The sequence below is a fragment of the Actomonas spartinae genome (assembly GCF_051209155.1).
Lineage (GTDB): Bacteria > Verrucomicrobiota > Verrucomicrobiia > Opitutales > Opitutaceae > Actomonas.
On the sequence record NZ_JBPJGB010000001.1, the window covers coordinates 566013 to 588925 of the forward strand.

The following is a 22913-nucleotide window of genomic DNA, read 5'->3' on the forward strand; positions in this document are numbered from 1 at the left end:
CGGGGTCACGCGCCGGGCGCCGGGCCCGGGGCGAAGCCGTCTTCGGTGGTCGGGTCGATGTGGTATTGGCCGGTGCGGGTCGTGCCTGAGCGAGTGTTATAGAGCTCAATCACCCGCAGCAGTTCACTGAGGCTGATGAAGCTGTCCTGGTCCGCGTCGGCGCTGTGGTAGGCGCTGAGCGTGGCCGGGCTGTCGACGGCGCGGGAGGTGTCGGGGGTGAAACCGTCCTCGGTTTGGGCGTCGACCGCGTAGGCGCCGGTGCGTTGGGTGCCGCTGCGGGTGTTGTAGAGCTCGATCACCCGGAGCAACTCGCTCAGGTCGATCGTCAGGTCCTGATTCGAATCGGCACTGTGGGCGGTGACAGGCTCAGTCAGGGTGAGGGGATCGGGTGTCGCCATGGCGAGCAGGCTGCCATTCACGGTGAGCTGCGCGGTCAGCTCATGGTCGCCCACCGCGGCGGCGGGTGCATTGAGCACGTAGCTGAAGGTGAAGGGACTGGCAGGTAGGGTGCTCCAGCTCCAGTCAAGCACGTCGATGTCACCGGTCGTGGGCACCACACCGCCGATGTCGCCGCTGGTGGAGACGAAACTCCACGGTGAGCCTTCGATGGCGGCCGGTGGCATGACGGTCCAGGTGAGTGAAGTGATGGGGCCGGCATAGGAAACCGTGTTGGTGATGGTGACGCTTTCACCTGCGGTGTAACCGTCGGTGGACTGCGTGCCGTTGATCTCGATCACAGACACGACGGCATCGGCGGACGTGACCTCGCCGGCGGCGTTGCTCACGACGACGCTGTAGGTGGCGGCATCGCCGAGCGTGATGGCAGTGAAGGCAAGTGAGGCGGAGGTGGCATCGATGATGTCACTGCCGTCCTTGCGCCACTGATACGTTGGCTCAGGCGTGCCGGTGGCGGTGACCGTGAGCGTGACATCGGTGCCGGTGAGCGCGGTCGTTTGGGTGGCCGGTTGCGCGGTGATCTCCGGCACGGCGTTGACGGTCAGCACGGCGGCGTCGGAGCGGGTGGACCCCTTGGCGTTGCCGGCGACCACGGCGTATTCACCGGCGTCGTCGAGTGAAACCGACGCGATGACCAACGTGGCGGCGTTAGCGCCGGTGATGGGCTGGGTATCCTTGAGCCATTGGAAGCTCAATGGGGATGGCACGCCGGTGGCGCTTGCCGTGAGGGTGACCTCGGCTCCGGTCGACACGGTTTGGGACTGCGGATGGGTGGTGAACCTCGGTGCATACTCGACGGTGAGGGTGGCGGCGGAGGAGGTGGCGCTACCGAGGTCGTTGGTGACCACGACGTCGTAGTCCCCGGCATCGTCGGGAGTGGTCGCGGCAATGGTATAGCTGGCGGCGTTGGCGTCGGCGATGTTCTGGCCGTCCTTGCGCCACTGATACGCGGGCGCGGGAATGCCGTCGGCCGTGACACTGAAGGTGACAGTGTCACCGTCGTTCACGGTCTGGCTTTCCGGTTGAGCGGAGATCGATGGAGCCACCTGCACAGTGAGCGTGGCGGTGTCCGACACCGTGGTGCCCACGCTGTTGGTGATGACGACGTCGTAGGCGGCGGCGTCAGTTGGGCTGACCGTGCCGAGGTCCAGGCTCGTGGTGGTCGCGCCGTCGATGTCGGTGCCGTTCTTGCGCCACTGATAGGTGGGGGTGGGGAGCCCGGTGGCAGTGACCGAAAGCGTCACGCCGGTGCCTGAGGCGACGGCAGTCGACTGGGGTTGGACGGAAATGATCGGGGCGAAGTTGACGGTGAGCGTGGCCGAGGCGGAGGTGACGCTGCCCTGACTGTTGGTGACCACCACGTCGTAGGCACCGGCGTCGGCGGTGGTGACGGGGAAGATGGAGAAGCTTGAGGAGTCGGCGTTGGGAATATTTTGGCCATCCTTGCGCCACTGATACGAGGGCGCGGGTATGCCGGTCGCGGTCGCGGAGAAGGTGGCGTTGCCACCGGCGTTTACGGTGAGATCCGCAGGCTGGGTGAGCATGACTGGAGCGGAAGGAGCTTCTTGCAGGGCAAGTGCGAATTCAGAACCGGCGGAGATCGCGAAGGCGGCGTCGAGACCGGCCGGCACGGTGCGTTCACCGTTGGCGTTGGCGGTCCAGCCCCAGGCGACCACGGAACGATCGGACCGCAAACCAACCGAAAGGTCTTCCCCGGCCGATACGCCGTAGAAAACCGAGGAGGTCCCGGGGAAGTTGGCGAGAGGTTGGAAGCCCCATCCGGCGATGGTGCCGCCATCAACCAAGGCGAGCGCATGGTAGCGGCCGCCGGCGATGGCAATGGACGTGACATGGTCCGGCACGGTGGTCTCGCCGTTGCCGCCGTAGCCCCAGGCGGTGATCTTACCGTCCGCGTGCAGGGCGTAGGAAGTATTGGCCCCGACGGCGACGTCGATGGCCGGAGCAAGGTCGGCGGGCACGGTGGTCTGACCGCTGCCGGAGTTGCCCCAGCACACGACGGTGCCGTCGATGCGCAGGGCGATGGCGTGATAGGTTCGGATATCGAGGTCGATCACCCCGGTGAGTCCGAATGGCGGAGCTCCGCCGCCGAAGTTGTTGGCCCCCCAGACCACGACGCTGCCGTCGCTTTTCACGGCGTAGGAAACGCCGGTGCCGGCGGCGATATGGACAACGTCGGTGAGTCCGGCCGGCACGGTGGATTCGCCATCGTCGTTGGAGCCCCACGCGATCACGGTGCCGTCGGCCTTCAACGCGAGGGCGTGAGTGGTGCCGGCGGCGAGGGCAATCGCGTTATCCAGTCCGCTGGGAACAGTGGTCTGGCCGCTGTCGTTGAGGCCCCAGGCGATCACCTCCGATGCGGGCGGAGCGAAGAGCACATGGATGGGGTCGCTGCGACGGGTGCCGTTGTCGTCGGTGACGGCGGCCCAGTAGACGCCGGCGTCGGGCAAGGTGGTGCCGGTTTTGAGGTAGTCGGCGGCGGTCGCGAGCGGGATGGCCTGTCCGTTGCGATACCATTGGTAGGACAGGGCACCTGATCCGGTCGCTTCGACCGAGAGCGACAGGGTTTGGCCGATGGCGGAGAAGGTTTGGCGGGTTGCGCTCTGGCTGGTGATTTCCGGGCCGTGGTGCAGTGAGGCGTTGCGGAGGGCGCCGGTGTTTGACCGGCTGGCACTGGCGGCGAAAACGGGACCGAGGTCGACGGGCAGCAATCGTTGGCCGTCGCCGTTGTAGCCCCAAGTGTAGATTTTGCCGGCGGCATTCAGCGCAAGACCGTGGTAAGACCCCATCTCGATTGCCGAGAAAGGCGCGACGTCGTTGGGCAGTGCGGTGAGGTTGAAGCTTTCGGAGCCCCAGGTCACGAGGGTGCCGTCGGATTTGCGGGCAACGGAAAACTCGCGACCGGCGCTGATCTCCACGATGTCGGTGGCTTCGGCCGGGACGGTGGTTTGACCGGAGCTATTGTCGCCCCAGGCGACGACGGTCCCGTCCGACTTGAGGGCGAGCACATGGAAGTTGCCAGCGGCGATCGCCACCACGTCGCTGAGACCGTCGGGGACGGTGGTCTGACCGTAGGTGGTCGCTCCCCAAGCGACCACCGTGCCATCGTTTTTGAGGGCGACCGAGGCGTCGCCGCCGGCGGCGATGGCCATCACATCGGTGAGGCCGGCGGGCGGGGAGGATTGGTCCCAGAAATCGCTGCCCCAGGGGGTCACGGTGCCATCGGCATTGAGGGCGAGGGCGTGGAAGCTGCCGGCGGCGATCGCGACGGCATCCACGACGTCGGTCGGCGCGGTGGCTTGGCCGGAGCTGTCGGAACCCCAGGCGGCCAGCGTGCCGTCGCGGCGCAAGGCCACGGCGAACTCGTAACCGAGGGAGAGGGCGATGGCGTCGTCGAGATCGGCTGGGACTGTGGTCATGCCTTGGCCGTCGTCGCCCCAGACGAGCGTGTCGGTGGCCACGGGGGCGACGGTGACAAAGATGGGGTCGCCGAGGGTGGTGCCTATGGTATTGGTGGCCCGGATACGGTAGACGCCGCTGGAGAGTCCGGTCACGCTGGTGAGGTCCAGCGAGGAATTGGTGGCGCCGGCGACCTCGAAGCCGTTGCGTTCCCATTGGTAGCTGGGCGTGCCGTTGGCGCTGAGGGTCGTGACGCTGAGGGTCTGGTCGGAGCCGGGCGCAAGCACAAGGCGGCTGGTGGTTTGAGCGGTGATGGCGGGCGGGGCGTCGTTGACCGTGAGGCTCAGCGAAGCGGTGCCGGTGCCGAGGCTGTTGGTGGCGCTGAGTGCGATGTTGAAGGTGCCGACTTCTGTGGCGCGGCCGCTGATCTCGCCGGTTTCCGTATCGACCGTCAGACCGGCCGGAAGACCGGTGGCGGAGTAGGCCGTGGGGGCATTGGTGGCGACGATGGTGTAGCTGAACAAAGCACCGGCATCGACGCTGGCTGTGGTCTCACTGGTGATGCCGGGCTCGGACGCGATGATGGTGCCGGTGAGGGTATACTGGCCGGCGCTGCCGTAGGCGGTGTATCCAGTTGGCGGATCGGCCAGCGGGGTGCCGTCGCCGTCGGGGCTGAGGCGAATGAAATATTCACCCGCCGCGGCTTCGTAGGTGAGGCTGGCGTTGGTGTCTCCGGCCGGAGCGGCAGAGGCGACGACGCTGCCGCTGGCGTCGAGCAGCTCGAGTTTGAAATCGGTGTTGCCGCCATGGGTGGCCGTGGCGGCGCGGTAGCCGGTCACGGCGAAAGAGATGGAGCCGGCGCTGGTGCTGACCGCAAACATGTCGATGTCGTCAACATGGGACGTCACGCCGGTCACAGAGACAGTGCTGTCGATCACGGAAGCGGCGGCGGCGGTGCCGGTGGTGCTGCCGGCCTCGTCGGTCGCGTAGGCAATGTGGCTGGTGATCTGGGCGAAGTCGTCCTGGCTGTTGTTGGCGTTGAAATATTCGCCTTTGGAGAACTGGGTGACGTTGCGAATGTAGGCACCGCCCATGATCGGACCCCAAGAGGTGTCGCCCGAGCCGTGGCCGGTGTAGTATTCGACGCCGGGTTGACCATCGTGGGTCAGGCCGAAGTTGTGCCCGATTTCGTGGGAAATCGCCTCGGCAATGTTGCGGCTCGAGTTGGATAGGTTGTCGAAGTAGACGAATGCGGGGGAGCTGCGAGTGGCGAAGTCGCTTTCGCCGAAGACGTCGAGCTGCGCCACGCCTCCAGCCGTGCTGGAGGGCATGTTGACGCCGTTGGCGTCGGTGCTGGCGGTGATGAGCGCGCGGGCGGTGGTGGAGGTGAAGACGGCCGGTTCTTCGGTGGTCACATCGATGTCCCAGGGGGCGTAGTCCTCGGCGACGCGTTCCCAAACAGCGCGGATGTCGGCCTGTTCCGCGTCACTGAAGGTGGTGGGGTCGTCGTCGGTGTCGTAGGGTTTGCCGATATACGTTTCAGCGCGGCCGTCACCGCTGTTCCAACTGGTGCCGGTCACGGTGTGGCCGTTGAAATCGAGGTAGATGACGTTGGTGGAACCGGGCCGGGAATGGTAAGCCGGCGGGGTGGCGATGGGCACGGCGGCGGCACTGGAGGTTGCCCGCGCAGTTTCAGGGGTGGGCGCCGTCGGCACGGCGGCGGAGGCGGCGAGCGCAGGGGCGGCGTCCGGGTCAGGTGGCGGGATGTCGTTGACGTAGTAGAGGCCCCCGTCGGCGGTGACGCGCAGGCTGGGGTAGTCCTCGGCGGGAATGGGCAGCCGGCTGAGCTTGCGCAGGGCGCGTTGTTGAGCGGCGGGGGGCAGGGCTTGGAGTTGGGCGCGCAGAGGCACGTCCGGCAGGTTACTTAGAACGGCGGCAAGTTCGGCGGGCAGCGGCGGCGGCTCATCGGCGCGAGACGCGGTCGAGAGGGCGGGGGATTCTTCCTGATTGGCCGCGGTGGCCGGGGTGGGGGCAGCCGGGGTGTCGGTGTTGACCGGAGTGGCGGGGGATGACGTGACGGCGGGTGCGGCTTCGTGGGCGGTGGGGGCGGTGGCTGGACGCATCAGGAGGGTGATCGCCAGGCAGGCGGCGCCGAGAGCGACGAGAGTTACCAGGAGAAAGCGGCGTGATGTAGGCATGTTGGGTAACGGTTTCGCGGTGAAGAGGGCGGGAAGCGAAACGAAGACGGACTTCGGTCGGGTAGACCGTCATTGCGCCAGCCGGGCGATCCATTGTCGAGGCAAGGGAGTGGGGCAGACCGGGCGGAAAGTGGCCGGAAGGTTGTGAATCGCGGGAACGCGGTATGCTGTTACGAAAATCCATCTGATTCCCATGCGCCGCCCTTTCTACCTTTCCCTTCTTCTTCTCCTGTCCGCGTTCCTTTGTCCGGTAAGCGCCCAGTCCGACGTCGAGCAGTTTGAAACCAAACTGGCGGACGCGGTGGCCGGTGAGGGGGTGACGGTGGTGCACCTGTGGGCGACCTGGTGCCCGAATTGCTGGCGCGAGCACGACAATGACGGCTGGAAGACCTTCATTGAAGCGAACCCGGATGTGACGGTGATCTTCGTTTCGGTGTGGGGCAGCAAAGAGGACGATCACGGGGAGCTCGCCAAATACGGCCTCGGTGAGCAGCCCAACCTCCAGATATGGCGCCACCCCAACCAATCCCGTCGTGGAGCGGAACGTATGACGACGTTATTGGGGCAAGAGGCCACGTGGATTCCCACGACCTGGGTCTACCGCAAGGGCACGCTACGCTACGCCATCAACTACGGAGAGGTGCGTTTCGATATGCTCCAGCAGATGGTCGAGGACGCCCGACCAGGGCAGTGGTGAGGCTTTTGCCCAACGAGCCCAGTGTGGGTCACACGTCGTTTGAGCGGGTGATCGGCTGAGCCTTTGCATCTCCTGGGGCGGCGAATTGGGGAAGCCTCCAGTCAGGAAGTTATTCACAATATAGCTGCCTATTTTTACATTTGGGAGAGATGTTTATAGGGTTGTTTACCCAAGTATAAACCGGTGTTTACAACTGGATTTAGGGGATTTTCCTAAAATGGATCCATTTTAAGGAAAACTTATGGTTTTTATGGGCGAGCGATGCGGGATGGATCGCGAAATGTAAAAATTTGGTTTAGGCAAAAGGATTGACCATCCTTAGATGGGTTTTCATATCCCCCTATAATTCACCTATTTCAGTGCGGTCTTTATCCGCCGCGAGGGTAGTGTTCGTGTCGTCCAGTCGTTCCCAGTCCAATTCGTATTATACTGAAAATGGGAACCAAAGGAGCCCTTGGATTAGTATCAATAATAGAAAACGTGCTTCTATAGAAGCTCGTGCAATTTGCAACTCAGGGCTTATTCGCGATTCGAGCATTATTATTGGCACGACGAATACAGGTTCGAAGCGCAGAAATCGTTTCCCTCTTCGGCGGCGGTGCGCGCGTCGTGAGGGTGTGATTGGAAGATGCCGCGTCGAGTGGGATGGCGGTGAGTTTGGCAAGGCAGGCGGGAAGAGGGTTGGCGGATTGAGGACGAGCGAAATGCCTGGGGTTCAAGGGCGGGAAGTCTGCCCGCCGTATTTTCGTTGGCTCCCGGTTTTCTCCACCGGGGATCCCCTAGGCTTCCGTTCGCGCGATGGCGCCGGAAGGCAGCGCCCCCGCTTTGGGGGTTCCCGGTCCGGTGCCTCAATTGGCGCGTAGCCGCTCCGTTTCAGTCCGTCGCTTCATTTTTACCCGCCCCTTCCCCTCCTCGCCATGCTCCACCACCGAACGAATTCGCATCCGCTTTCCACCCCTTGGCACCGTTGGCCGACGCTGATCGCGCTCACCCTCAGTATCGGGGCGAGCGTGCTTCTCGCCCAGCCGCGCATCTATTGGCTGGATGATTTGACCGGAGTCGCCGGCTCGGTGGAGGCCGTGGCAAACAACGGCGACTTGGTTGGACGTGGCACGGGCACTCAGTCCTCGCCAGGGTATCTGCGACGATTTGCCTCCGGTGAAATTGTGGTTGGATATCCCTCGGGCGTCGCCCAGCCGTTGGCGATCGATAGTGCCGGCGTTCATGTCGGCACGGGGCGGCAGGCCCCCGGGGGTTTCGCGGAATGGTGGGATGGCGCCCAGCGCTGGGGCGGCCTCAATGACCTCGGTGAGCCATTGGTTGCTGGTGGCTCCAACGTCACCGGGTTTTCTTACGACGGCCTGGTCGCGGTAGGGTATATCACGGGCAACACCAGCGTCCTCAAAGAGGCAGGTTTTTGGGAGCGGTTGGGCGAGAACACCCTGTCCCTGAGCCTTAGTCTTTCGACGACCAACAACCACCACTGGTTTGCCGACGGGGTCTCCGGTGACGGGCGGTATATGGTGGGCACCTACAATCTGGGCAATGGAAACCGCGCCTTCCGCTGGACCCGTTCCGCCTCGCGGGAGGACCTGGGATCCTTGGGCGGGGGTGACTCCACGGCGGCGGCGATCAACTGGGATGGCTCGATGGTCTTGGGATCCAGCGAGACCACGGATGATGCCGCGGACCAGTTGTTTGTCTGGACCGAGATCGACGGCATGCAGGCACTTCCGTTTTGGGATGCCAATGCCACGATTTCGGACCCGATTGGCATGTCGGGCGACGGGCGACTCATTCTCGCCAACGAGTCTTATGGTGCGAATCCGCTGATCTACGTGGATGGCGTGCCGCATCTCTTCCAAGATTACCTCGACGAACTCGAGGCGACCGGTCGACAGGAAAGACTGGTCACAGGTTTACACGCAATTTCGCCGGATGGTCGTTATATCGTAGGCTCGGGGCTGGTTGGCGGCGTTCCACGACTGTTCCTCGCCGATATGGGGGCGGCCTACCGGCCGGTTCATGAAAACATCTACGCGCAAGTGGGTGAGCAGATCGCCATATCCTCCGGCCAAGACCTTCAAACGGACCACAAGTGGTATCGCGATGGGGTGGAAGTGGAGGGGCAGACGGGCGAAACCCTGATCATTCCCGTCGTGTCCCTTGCCGATGCGGGAGCCTACACCTTCGCCACCTTCAGCGAAATCGACGGTTGGGTGTTCAGCGCGCCGGTGCAGCTCCACGTTAGCGAAACGGGCGCCACCCCGCTGCCGGAGTTTGGCCAACGTCATCCCTTTGGTGGTCCTGCCGGGAACCTGGTGGATGTCTTGCACGACCAGAGCAATGGCGTGTTTGTGGCTTATGGTCGGGGCGGCTTGGTTTACACGTCGACCGATGGTGTGGCTTGGAACCGCAAACCCGATAGCCCCTTCAATTACCCGCAGGCCGGGGCGATGCTCTGGACCGGCACCCAGTATCTCATGGTGGGCGACCAGCCGTCCGCTTACGTCTCGACCGATCTGACGAGTTGGACGGAGGCGGGCTCCTTTGCACAAGGCAACAAGCACGCAGTGGCTCAGGTGAACGCCACCCTCGTGGCCGTCGGTCCCAATGGATCGATCGAAAGATCGGTGGACGGGGGGCAGTCGTGGTCGGCCGTGGAATCCGGCACGACGTCATCCCTCAGTGCGATTCACTTCGGCTACGAAGGCTTTTGGGCGATCAGTCGCGATGGCACGGTGGTGAACAGCAATTCGCAGACTGGCATCTCGTGGAACCAGGTCACCCTGCCGGAAGGTTATCAAAACCGACACCTGATCGGCTTGGGTCGAGGTGTGGGAGACGACGTGTGGATCGTGGGATCAGACACGGTTCTACACTACCAGAACGGCACGTGGGATGTCGTTGAAACCGGCTACGCGGGCAATTTCTCCGATGTGCTCTACACGGGGCAGATTGTTCTAAGCACGTGGGAAGGCACGGTGCTGGCCGACGACTGGGATGACCTCACGACTTGGGCAGAAATCCCGATGCCTGCCGTCAACCGGGGGACGTCCCTGCTCGGTTTGGCAGGCGGAAGTGGAGGCGCGGCGGTGGTCGCAGTGGGCAACGGTGGGACGATCTTCCGCTCGACTGATTCCGGTGCCGGTTGGGAATCCGTCGGCACCATCGGTGCTACCAATGAACTCTTTGATGTGTCCGTCGTTGACGGCGAATTCCATGCGGTGGGCAGCAACGGCGTCATCCTCACCTCCCCCGATGGCCGCAACTGGTTTCAGCGCCAGTCCTTCACCGGTCACTGGCTGAGCGACGCGTTCCAGTCCGGCGGTTACACCTATCTGCCGACCAATTGGGGCAACGTGCTGCGCTCCCTCGACGGGGAGAACTGGGATGACATCGAGACGGGCGATCACTTCGCCAACAACGGGCACGCCCTGGCCAATGGTGAGATTTTGCTCGTCGGCGACAACGGCCAGGTGCGGCGTTCGAGCGACGGCAGTGTCTGGTCGACGGCGCAGATTCCTGGAGCTGACCAGAACCTGAGCGCCGTCGCGGCACGAGGGGATCTGGTGGTCGCGGTCGGGGATGCCGGCGGGGTGTTTGTGTCTACGGACAACATCAACTGGACCCGGCACGACCCGAGTCCGGGCACCAACTGGCGCAGCGTGCGGGTGATCGACGGCGTCTTCTTCATTACCGGTTACAATTCGCAGCTCTTCGTGTCCACCGACGGCCAATACTGGCATGACTTGTCCGACGACCGTCTGGGTTGGGGCATCAATGACATCGTGAAGGGACCCGATGGTTACTATTTCCCGACGGGCACGGCCCACACCGACGTCACCAAGACGAAAGATTTTCAGCAGATCGAGGGCGTGGCGCATATTGGTAGCGTGGATCTGCGTCGCGCCGCGGTGGCCCACAACGCGATGGTTCTGGTAGGCGAGGGCGGTGCGATCTACTCGACCGATCTGCCGGACATGGGCATCGTCCCGTTCCTGCAACAGAATCTCCCCGACCGCGTCGATACGCTGCTGGGAGACACCCTTTTCCTGCAGGTTTTCGCCACCGGGGCTGAGCCTCTCACGTATCAGTGGACCAAGGACGGCGAAGTCATAGCGGGAGCGAACGGCCCTATGCTCATCCGGCCGAATGCCGGCGAGGACGACGCCGGTGATTACATGGTCACGGTGACCACGGTGAACAACGACCCGGTTGAATCAAACACCGCAACCGTGAACGTCGCGGCCGATCCGGCCATCACGCGCCAGCCACCCTTCATGACTCTGGTGGAGTTTGGTGGCAGTGTGTCCCTCTCCGTCGCCGCCGATGGTGCCCTGAGCTACCAGTGGTATCGGGACGGGGGAGACTTGACCGGCGCAACCGGGCCGACGTTGTCGCTGACCGACGTCAGTCCGGACGACAATGGCGCTTACACCGTGGTGATCGACACCATCAACGGGCCGCTCACCAGTCGGGCGGCCCACCTGATCGGCTACGCTACTCCGGATGACACCTATCCGAACATCGACACCATCAGTCCCGATCCGCTGATCGGCACCCTGCAGAACGTGATTCACGACGGTTCCCAGTTCGTGGCGATCGGTCGCAGCGGCAAGCTGGTGACCTCCACCGACGGCATCAATTGGGGCGCGGGTCCCGACACGCCGGTCGACTATCCCGAGGGTCTTGCCTACGATGGCAGCAGCTACTTCATCGTGGGCGACCACAATCGCTTGGTGCGCTCCGCGGACCTCGACACCTGGACCGACCTGCAATCGAACACCGACCACGCGCTCACTGGCATCGGCTTCGCCGGTGATCTGCTGATCGCGGTTGGCAGCAACGGCACCATCGTCACGTCCGCCGATGGCGGCGACACCTGGGCGTCCGCGACGTCACCAACGGGTGAATACCTCCACGAGGCGGGCGGCACCAGTGGCAGCTACGTGGTCGTGGGCAACGGCGGCACGATTCTCCATTCGACGGACGGCGGCACTTGGAGCCAGATCACCGCTCCGGAGGGCTACGGTCACCGCGAGCTGCGCGACGTCGAATACCTCAATGGGCAGTTTGTGATCGTGGGCACGGAGGGTGCCGTGCTGACCTCGACCGACGGCGTCAATTGGACGGTCCGGGCCAACGAGATCGGGGCGTGGTTCGACACCGTTTCCTTCGACGGCACCCGGTATTGGCTTTCCCATTACACCAGCTCGGTCTTCTTCACCACGGACTTTTCCAGCTTCACTGAATCCTACCCCCAACCGATTGTGCCGGGAAGCGGCTTCACCGGGGTGGCGTCACACGATGGGATCACGGTCCTGGCTGGCGCGGGTATGAACCTCTTCACCTCCTCCAACGGTGGGAACTCCTGGACCTCCGCCGGTTCGCGGGGCGGCTCCAGCGAATTGCGGGAAGTCGTGCGCCTCAACGGCGAACACGTTACGGTGGGCAGCAACGGCCTGCTGCTGACTTCGCCCGACACGCGCACCTGGACCCAGCGGCAGGACCTCACGGGTGACTGGCTGCAGGGCGTGGTGTATGGACATGGTCAATACGTTGTCGTTGGCCATCAGGGCGTCATCCTGGCCGGTCCATCCCTCGACGAGCTGCAGTTCCGGCGCGACGAGAGCGATTGGCGCAATCTCTACGCGGTCGCGGTGACCGATCGGGGTTATGTGGCCTCGGGCTTGTCGGGTCACATCCGTCATTCCACCGATGGGGTCAATTGGGTCGCGGTGGACGTGCCCGGGGCGACCTCCGACCTGTGGGGCATTGCCGCGATCGGCGACACTGTGGTCACGGCGGGCAACAACGGGGAGTTTTTCACCTCCACCGACGGCGGGCTCACCTGGACCACCAATTCGATTAGCAACAACGGGAGCTTCCGCCGGGTGCGGGCGATTGACGGCGCTTTCTACGTCATGGGTGAAAACCAGGCCTTTGCGGTTTCGGTGGACGGGCTGACGTGGCGCGAGATTTCACTGCCGTGGATCACCTGGTCCATCAATGACATGATCAAAGGTCCGGACGCCTACTACTTCGCCATGGGCGGGCCGGAGGGTCGTCTCGCCCGGATGCCGAGCCTCGGTGATTGGAGCGAGGTCGATGGGATCGACTACGTTGATCTCTTCTCCCTGTCGTTCAATCCGGATGGTTTGGCGCTCGTGGGCGAAGGAGCTACGATCGCAACCTCGTTTGGTTTGCCGACCGCACCTGACGGGCTGGCGATCCAGCGGGGCCTGCCTGAGATCACGACCTATCAGGCAGGTGAAGACTTCCTCTTGCAGGTCTTCGCATCGGCCCCCAGTGGAGAGCTGAGTTTCCAATGGGATCATAACGGAACCGACATTCCGGGGGCGACCGCTGCGGTTTTGTTCCTCGATGACGTGGACACGGCCGACCTGGGAACTTACACGCTGACGGTCAGCGGGGGCGGGACGACCGTGACCGCGACCACCACGCTCGCCGAACCCGTGGTGCCGGAGTTCACCGCGCAGCCGGAAGGCGGCTCGGCGACGATCGGTGGCGAGCTGACCCTCGTGGCGGAGGCCACGGTGAGCGGCGGAGCTGTATCCTATCAGTGGAGACACCAAGGGATCTGGTTGGACGGCGAGACCGGACCGTCGCTGACGCTGGCCAATCTCCAGCCCGGCCAATCCGGTTACTACGACGTCGTCGCCTTCGGCGGTGGATCGGACATTGCGTCCGACTCCGTCTACGTCGAGGTGACGCCGCCGCTGCCGGTCGGTCCGCTGCGCTTGGACCCGACTTGGGATGTCGTTCTGGAGAACGCGGGCGGCGCGATTTATGACATCGAGCCGACGCCGGACGGTGGTCTGCTGCTCGCGGGCAACTTCCGGGAATGGGTCGGCCATGTGACCGATGGTTTGGTCCGGCTCGATGCGGATGGCGCCGTTGACACGAGCCTGAGGGTGCGTTTGGCCCGCGGCTCGATCTCCGATGTCGCGTTGCAGGCAAACGGACGAATTCTCATCGCGGGCGACTTTAGTCTGGCCGCACCGGATGGGCAGACCCGCGAAGGCACCGCGCGCCTGCTGGCCAGCGGTGCGCTCGACACCTCGCTCTCGGCTGACGTGACTGGGTTCATCGTGTCGGCGGCGCCGAATGGCACCATCTTCACCTTGACCAACAGCACCTTGGCGATCTGGGACGAAAACGGTGTGCGGGACGATTTGGTCGACCTGACCTTCGACGGCTTCGTCCGCGAAGTGCGGGCGACCGTGAACAATCAAGCCTTGGTCATCGGTGACTTCACCGCAGTGAACGGCGAGGCGCATGCCGCGATCGTGCGCATCAACAGTGACGGTTCGATCGACGAGAACTTTACCTCCGGTCTGCCGACCGGGGCTCAAGTCTGGGACCTGGCGCGGGATGCCTCCACCGGTAAGATTTGGGTGGGCGGTCCGAGCGTGGTGCCCGCGACTCATGAACCGAGCAGTGGCGTGACGCGCTTGAACAGCGACGGCACGGTGGACTTCGGCACGCATTTCGGCGGTGGCAATGTCTACTCGATCGCCCTGGCGCCGACCGGCGGTGTGGTGGTGGGAGGCGACTTCACCGAGGTGGGGGGCTCCCAGTTGAACAACGGCGGTGAGATCTCGTGGATCGATGGCGTGGCCGTGGCCAACCTCGCCCGACTCGACGCGGGCGGCGCGCTGATCACGACCAACACACCGACGGTCAACCGCACCGTTCGCGATGTGGGCAACAACGCCGCGGGTGACACGGTGATCGCCGGAGACTTCGACACCTTCGACGACATTGCCTTCTACGGAGTGGGGGCCATGGACGCGGCGGGGAACGTCTTCCCCGGTTTCGGCCAGAGCATGGTTTCCAATGGCCGGGCGCACTCGGTGCTGCCCACGGCCGACGGCAAGATCATCCTCGCCGGTCCGTTCACGCGAGTGAATGGACACCCGGCGGTGGGACTGGCGCGACTGCACGGCGACGGTTCGTTTGACAGCAGTTTCGATCAAGGCAGTGGCTTCAACGGCCTGGCGCGCTTTGCCGATCTCGCGGCCAATGGCGACATCCTCGTGGTGGGCAATTTCTCGAGCTTCAACGGAACGGAGACCGGCCAGGTCGTGCGTTTGCACGCGGATGGTTCGCTCGACACCGGTTTTGATTCACGCGTTTCCAATCTCGGCGTCACGGTGGCCCCCGGTTCCCAGTTCATGGATGCGACGTCGGACGGTGGTGCGCTCGTCGGCGGTTACTATTGGCACAACGGTCCCTTGTCCGTCGCCCACTTCAACCCCGACGGCAGCCTGGACGAGTCGTTCGGCAGCTTCCCGGCACTGAGCTCCAACTATTCGGTGCTGCATGACCGCAACAACGGTCCGGCTGGCGGCCACTGGGTGGCGAGTGGCCAGTTCTGGAATCATCCGCGCGGCTACGCGCTGTTGCATCCCGACGGCACGCTGAACGACGCTTTCACCGGCGCGATCGACCTCGATATCGGCGTGGTGATTCAGCCCAGCGATGGCGCGGTGTATGTGGGTGGATTCAACTTGGGTTCGACCACCCCTGTTCCATCCCTTTTCCGCCTCTTCCCCGATGGCACGCAGGATGTCGACTTTGTCGGACCGGCGGTCTTCTACCTCTGGAACGGCAACTTCAACCGGCACTGGCAGCGGGTGATACCGCAGGCGGATGGCGGTGTGGTGCTGGGTGGTAACTTTAGGCTCAATGCCGACGGCGACGAGGAATGGGATACTGATCGTCGCGTGTTGGCGCGTTTCCTCCCGAACGGCTCTCTCGATCAGGACTTTGTGATCGAGGGGCTGAGCGATCACGTCGCGACGGCGGTCGAACAAGCCGCCGATGGTCAGTTCCTGGTGGCGATCGAAGGTCGCGTGGTTCGCACGGGTCCCTTGCCGCCAGAGATCACGGTCCAACCGGAGCCGGTGGCGGTGACGGTCGGTGAGCCGATTTCGCTGAGCGTCGAAGCGCCCGAGGCGACCGCGTTCCAGTGGCGGGTCGATGGCGTCCCGATCGCAGGCCAGACCGGCGCCATGCTGCAGCTCGCGTCCGCCACCCTGGCCGATGCCGGCTTCTACGATGTGGAAGTGATCGGCGATGCTGCGACCACCACCGTGCCGGTGCGCGTCGATGTCTTTGCCGCCGGCCAGCCGACGGTGTTGCACGATGACCCGACCTGGAACTTCGTCATGGAGCGCTTCGGCACGACGGTGAACGACGTGGTGGCGGCTCCCGGGGGCGGCTTCTTTGTGGCGGGCAGCTTCATCGAATGGGACGGCCATCCCACCCGTGGTGTGGTCAAGCTACTCGGCGACGGTGCCGTCGACGAGAATTTCACCGCGGCGATCGATGGCACGCCGACCGCGATCGGGGTGCAGCCCTCGGGCAAACTCATTGTGACCGGTTCGGTCAGCGCCGACGGTCCCACGGGCGAGCGGCGGTCCGGAATCCTGCGTTTGGATGCCGGCGGCGTCCTGGATGCCACGTTCCAAGCGCCCTTCGACCGCGGCGCCGGTGCGTTGGGTATCGCGCCCGACGGATCGATCTTCGTCGCCGGGAACATCGCGGTCGATGTCGACAACGACGTGTATCGCGCCCTGGTTCATCTGGGCGTCGACGGCGCGCATGATGCCGTGTTCTCCCCCGACCTGCGCACGGCTGATGGTGGTCTACCCTTTGTGCGCACGATCGTGCCGGTGAGCGCGACCGAAGTATATGTCGGCGCCGATTCGCTCGCGACGATCAATGGCATCGCGGTCGATGCGGTGGTGAAACTGGTCGCGCAGATTGGCGTCCCGGACTCGACCTTCCGCACCAACCTGCCGGACTCCGTGCAGGCCTTTGAGATCGCCCGCGACAGCAACGGCAAACTCTGGATCGCGGCGGCCGGGCAGACCATGCGGATTGCGACCGATGGCACGCCGGAGCTCACGCTGCCCGCCTACCATGGCTCGCCCTTCTCGCTGACCGTGCTGAGTGACAATTCGGTCGTCGTGGCGGGCGACATGGGTCCAGACGAAAACGACTCGAGCCGCGTCGGTTTTGCCCGCTACACCAACGACGGCACGCTGGTTGGCGCCTTTGCGCCCGTCGCGACCGGCCGCGTCACGACGATCTCCGCCGATATTGACGATGATCTGCTGTTTGGGGGTGGGTTCACGCAGCTCAACAGCGTGACGGTGACCGGTGTCGGCATGATCGATGCCGATGGTGATCCGCTCACCGGCTTCAGCCCGGCGCCGGTTTCGCGGGGCGTCGCCTACGCGGTCACGCCGATGGACGATGGTTCGTTCCTGGTGGGCGGCGACTTTGATGTTATCGGCGGCGTCGCGAAGCCGAAGCTCGCCCGCGTCACGGCCGCCGGTGCGGTGGATCCCGTTTTCCCGGCGAGTGGCGCGCCCAATAACAGCGTTTATTTCGTGGAGCGCGCGGGTCCTGACAGCTACGTGATCTCCGGCGCGTTCAACGCCTACGGCGAGGTTGCGGTGCCGAACTTCATCCGCATCGGCGCCAACGGCGCCTTGGACGACACCTTCAACATCGCCTACCCGTATTGGGGGCCGGGCGGTTCGGAGCTCATCGACTTGTATGTCGGTCGCGACGGATCGACGCTTTCGACCGGTTGGTTCTGGGCACCGGAGCGCGTGCAGCACGTGGTGCGCAATCGCCCGGATGGCTCGCACGACGCCTCCTTTGAACTGCATGGCCCGGGCTTGGATGGATCGTTCGCGCCGTTCTTCGACCTCGTCGCCGGGCCGGGCGGCACCTACTTCGGCGGCGGCTTCTTCGCCACCACGCTCGGCAACGCCGTCTACAAGTTCGACCACGACGGTTTGATCGATGAGGTCTTCGCGGGTGCGGTTCCGGACTTCAGTTCGCTGGCGACCCTGCGCGTCGCCGGCGACCAATTGTATCTCGCGGGCACTCCGCCATCCTCCAGCTCGCCCGCGCTCGTGCGGGTCGGATTCGATGGCCAGATTGATCCGAACTTCACCGCTCCCCGGTTCCGCTGGGGCTGGGGAGCGCGCGGTCCGCGGGCCTTCTTCTTCCCGGAGGCCGACGGGTCACTTGTCGTGGGGGGCAACTTCGCGATCGATTTGAGCGAAAGCGAAACCATCGAACAACCGGTTCTCACACGCCTCGGGCCCGACGGAACCTACGACCCCGCCTTGGTCTACGACGGCGAGCGCCTCGGCGGGATCTCGGCGATGCAGCAATTACCCGATGGCAACTTCGTGATCGCTAGCGCCGGCAAGCTCGTTCGCACGATGAGCGAGGTGACCTTGATCACCGATCCGCCGGTTGCGACCGATGTCACGTTTGGCGAAGACCTCGTGCTTACGGTGGGCACCGTCGATGAGACGGGCCTCTCTTTTCAGTGGTTGCTCAATGGCACGGAACTGCCCGGAGCCACCGCGAGCACCCTCACGATCACCGACGCGCCGCTCGCGGCTGCCGGATACTACGCGGTGCGCGTGACCGGCGCGACGGTCGAGCAAAGCGAGCCGGTGCGGGTGAACATCGTTCCGGCCGTAACGCCGGGCATTCTGGAGGCGGATCCGACTTGGAAGTTCCTGGTCGAGCGCATTGGCATGCAACCCTTCGGCATGGTCGGGGCGGCCGACGGAGGCTTCTTCCTGTGGGGCGACGCCACCGGCGTTGACCAGCACCAGTCCTTTGGCGTGGTGAAGCTGCATACGGACGGCACGGTCGATGACACCTTCAGCGTCACGCAACTCACCGGTTCGGTGAGCCATTTGGCCGAGCAAAGTGACGGCAAGATCGTCATTGGCGGCGACTTTGTCCTCGAAGCGGACGGTCGTGAATGGCGCGGTCTCGCGCGACTGGATGCCGAGGGCAAGGTTGATCCGAACTTTGCTGATGCGTCCGTCAATCCGCTCGTGAGTGGCTACGCCGTGGCGGTGGCGCCGAACGGCATGATCTACTTCGCCCGTGATGGCGGCTTGGCCCGCGCGGACGCCAATGGCGTGGTGGATGACGCCCCGTTTGGCCCGACGTTTGCCGGCGAGACCTCCAACAGTCCCTTCATCCGCGATATCCTGGTGCAGTCGGATAACCGCGTGGTGGTGGTCGGAGAATTCGATACGGTGGGCGGCGAGGCCCGGCACGGTTTGGTGCGCTTGAACACCGATGGATCGGTCGACGCGAACATGGTGTTGCCCTGGACCTACGACGAAAACGATTACCCGAGTGGCGCCGGCTACCCGTGGTCGCTTGAAGCCACCACGGATGGTTCGGTTTGGCTCACGATGTTGGGTGACTATCGTTACGGCGACACCGTCGCGAATGGCGGCTTGGTGCGCTTCAGCGCCGCGGGCGCGGTGGACCGACTGATACCGTTCCCGGCAGGTAATTCCTTCAGTCTGGCGGCGGTGGCCGATGGCTCACTTTACGTCGCGGGTGCCTACCTCCGATTGGCGGAGAACGGCGACCTGCAGGCGGTCATCCGCATCGATGACGAAGGTGCCATCGACTCCGGCTTTACCTTCCCGGCGGCCTTCGCGGATCTGCGTCAGCTCGCGGTGGGGAGCGGTGGCCAACTGCTCACGACCGGGACCGTGCAACTCACGGAAACCGATGAGTTCAGTTACAAGACGAGACTGTTCAGCGCGGCCGATGGCCTGCTGAGCGACCTCGCTCTGCGGCTGCGGTCATTCGGCAGGGTGCGCGGTTACGTGCCCCAGGCGGATGGGTCGGTGTTTGTGGGCGGCGAGTTCAACTACGTGAATGGCACGCCGGTGAACCACCTCGCGCGACTGACACCCGCCGGTCAGCTCGATCCCAGCTTCGATCCCGGAGACGGACTCGACGGCGCGGTCTGGCTGCTCTCCGGCGGCCCCGACGGCATGCTCTATGTGTTCGGCTGGTTCGGCAGCTACGATGGCACACCGGTTGGCGCGTATATTCGCATCGATGCGAACGGCGCGCTGGATGAAACCTTCACCCATGACACCGGCAACGAGATGCACCTGCTCGCGCCCCGTGCCGACGGTGGCATGTTCGTCAGCGGTTGGGATTGGGATGGGGTGCTCTCGCGCAACGCGGGGCTGGCGCGACACTTCTCCGACGGCGCCCGCGACCGGGATTTTACCGTGCTGATCAATGGCGAGGGCCGGTATGGTTCGGCTCAGCTTGCGTTGATCGAGGGTCCGAACGGGCAGGTCGTCTCCGGTGGCTTTGTTTCACAACAGTATGACAACAGGGGCCTCGGCTTCATGGACCCCAGCGGCAACGTCAATGTCGACGCCACGGCTGCAGCCAATGTGACCGATTTTGTCTACGGGCTGATGGCAGACACCGAGGGCATCTGGGTGGTGAGCGGCGGCGAAGAAGCTGTGCGCAAAATCGCCTGGGATGGCACCGCGGTATCCGGCTTCGGCGCGACGTCCACCAGCCTCCTCTGGCGAGGCGAGTTCCCGCGGTTCCGTCTATTCCCGCAGGCCGACGGTGGCATGATCCTGGCCGGCCCGGCAATCGTCACGCCGGACGGCCAACAGGTGGTGTCGTCGACCCTCACGCGCTTCAGCGCCGATGGCACCTGGGACGATTCGACCTTCCTGCTCGGGGAGTCCTTCCAAGACGTTCAACCAGTCGTGCAACTGGTCGACGGTGGCTTCGTCTACTTCGACGGGCGCATTGGTCGCCTGCATCGCACGCGGGAGGCCGTGCTCACGGCGCCGGCGATCATCGCCGCGCCGACCGGTGCGGCGCTCGACGAAGGCGATGACTTTGCGCTCGCGGTGCGGGCCATCGGCACCGGTGAACTCAGCTACCAATGGCAAAAAGACGGCGTCGACATCGTCGGTGCGACCGATCGGCTGTTGGACTTGCCGAACCTGACCGGTGAGTCCGCCGGCGCTTACACGGTCGTGGTCACCGACGACCTCGGTTCGACGACCAGTGACCCCGTGCAGGTGGACGTGGAGACCGGTGAACCGCCGGTGCGCGCGTTGCTCAACCTCTCGGCCCGCTTGGAACTCGACGAGATGGGACGCGCCTACGCGCCGTTCCGCATCCAAGGCGGGGAGAGTAAGCTGCTGTTGTTCCGTGCGGTCGGGCCGAGCTTGGCTGATCTGGGTGTGACCGGTGCCATGTCGGATCCGCGTTTGCGTCTGCTCGATCACGCGGGAATCGAGATCCTGTCCAACGACAACTGGGGAGACCTCACTGAGAACGCCGACTCCGTCGCTTCCATTGGTGCAGATGTGGGCGCCTTTGCTTTGAGCACGGGCAGTCTTGATGCGGCGACGGTCGCTTTGCTGGGTGAGGGCAACTATATCCTCGAGGTGACCGGAACGGGCCCGGGCACGGTTCTGGTCGACATCTTCGATGCGGACGCCGCGGGCTCCTCCACTCGCTTGGTTCACCTCGCAGTCGGAGCCCATTACGAAGCGGGCGACGGATTTGTCGGCGGCTTGGTGGTGGCGACCGCGGCTGAGGCAACACAGGACCTCATCCTCCGTGCGGTGGGCCCGGGATTGCCGTGGCCGAACGCCTTGCCGGATCCGGTGCTGACCCTGTTCGACGGGTTAGACGAGATCGCCGCCAACGACGATTGGAGCGACAGCACAGGCCTGACCGCTGACTTCCTCGATGTGGGTGCCCCGCCGCTTCCAGTGGGCAGCGCGGACGCCGCGTTCCGCACGGCTCTGGGTGGCGGTGCCTACGCGCTCTCGCTCAGCTCGGGCGATGGTGGATCCGGTCCGGTTTTGGTAGAGGTTTACGATACCGATCGGGTGGCGGCTCCGGTCGCGCCGTTTGTGCTCATCCCGCCCGTCGATAGCGATGTGCAGGAAGGGGAGAGCGCCTTCTTTGCGGTCTACGCCGGTGGCCTCGGCCCGTTGTCTTACCAGTGGCAGCTCGACGGCGTGGACTTGGTCGGGGCGACCGCGGCGCGGCTCGACATTGCCGCCGCCTCTCTCAGCGATGCGGGCGATTACCGGGTCAGGATCATGAGCGGTCAGAGCTCGGTCACCACCGCGGCGGCGACGCTCACGGTGGCAGCCGCGCCCAGCGCGCCGGTCATCGACAGCCAGCCGGTTTCGACGACGGTGCCGTCGGGCAGTCCGGCAACCTTCACCGTGGTCGCGAGTGGCGACGGTCCGCTGAGTTATCAGTGGTATGAAGGCAACAGCCCGATTGTGACCGCCCCGGTCGCCGGAGCCACCGGAGCCAGCTTCACCACGGCTGCGTTGACGGAGACGACCACCTACTGGGTGCGCGTGACCAATGCGGTGGGTTCGGTAGACAGTGCGACCGCCACGGCGACGGTGCTGGAACCCTCGACGACCACCGCCTCGCACAGTGTGGTGGGCGGAGGTTACGTGGCCGGCGGCACGGTGAGCATCACCAACACCTTCACTTATGAAGGAGGTGCCAGTGCGATCGGCTGGACCGTGGACCTTCCGGACGGCTGGAGCTATGCCTCGACCGTGTTTGCCGAGTTTCGACCGGATGTCCGGCCCTCGTCGGGCACGACCGGGACGCTCGGTTGGGCTTATTCCGAGGTGCCGCCCAGCGGGGCGTCGTTTACCTACACGCTGAATGTTCCGGCTGGCACGACCGGTGTGCAGACTTTGTCGGCCTCGCTGCTGTTCCGTTCCGGCAGTGCGCCGGAGGAAACCGTGATCGCGACGCCGGCCCCGCTGCAAATTGGCGAGCGCCCCTCGCTGCACTCTGCCGATACGGACCAAGACAATCGCATTGGGCTGTCGGAATTGTTGCGGGTCATCGAGCTCTACAACACGCGCTTCGGCACCAGCCGCACCGGCCGGTATCGAGTGGCCGCGGGCACCGAGGATGGATTTGAAAGCGATCCGAGCTTGGCGGCCGACGCGGGCGGCTCGCTCGCGACCTACCACTCCGCCGACTCAGACCAGGATGCGCTCATCAGCCTGTCCGAACTGTTGCGGATCATCGAGCTCTACAACTACCGCAGCGGCACGACCCGCACCGGCGAGTATCACCTCGACGCCACCACCGAGGACGGCTTCGCCGCCGGACCGTCCTCCTGACGCCTTCGTTCCCTGCTGCCATGCGTTCCGCGAACTCGAATGCTCATTGCGCTCTAGGTGCATTCCCTAAATCCGCCTCCCCAAAGCCAAGAGAACTCATCC

The 22913-nt window shown here is 64.4% G+C and carries 3 protein-coding genes; 2 read left to right on the forward strand and 1 reads right to left on the reverse strand.

The features are described 5' to 3' along the window. Positions 1-5: 5 nt before the first annotated feature. On the reverse strand, positions 6-6071 hold the full coding sequence (locus AC0MRV_RS02300) for an immunoglobulin domain-containing protein (RefSeq protein WP_472762807.1): 6066 nt from the start codon (positions 6069-6071) through the stop codon (positions 6-8). Positions 6072-6264: 193 nt separating this feature from the next. Between AC0MRV_RS02300 and AC0MRV_RS02305 the strand changes: the two genes are divergently transcribed. Together AC0MRV_RS02305 and AC0MRV_RS02310 are read left to right on the forward strand one after the other, a co-directional pair. Further along, positions 6265-6768, forward strand: coding sequence for a TlpA family protein disulfide reductase (locus AC0MRV_RS02305; protein ID WP_472762808.1), 504 nt, complete (start codon positions 6265-6267; stop codon positions 6766-6768). Positions 6769-7685: 917 nt separating this feature from the next. Beyond that, positions 7686-22811: an Ig-like domain-containing protein gene (locus AC0MRV_RS02310; protein WP_472762809.1), complete on the forward strand. Its 15126-nt coding sequence runs from the start codon at positions 7686-7688 to the stop codon at positions 22809-22811. Positions 22812-22913: the final 102 nt, after the last annotated feature.

Coding starts and splice junctions, on each gene's coding strand:
- AC0MRV_RS02300 (WP_472762807.1), bottom strand. CDS start 6,071: ATGCCTACATCACGCCGCTTTCTCCTGGTAACTCTCGTCGCTCTCGGC.
- AC0MRV_RS02305 (WP_472762808.1), top strand. CDS start 6,265: ATGCGCCGCCCTTTCTACCTTTCCCTTCTTCTTCTCCTGTCCGCGTTC.
- AC0MRV_RS02310 (WP_472762809.1), top strand. CDS start 7,686: ATGCTCCACCACCGAACGAATTCGCATCCGCTTTCCACCCCTTGGCAC.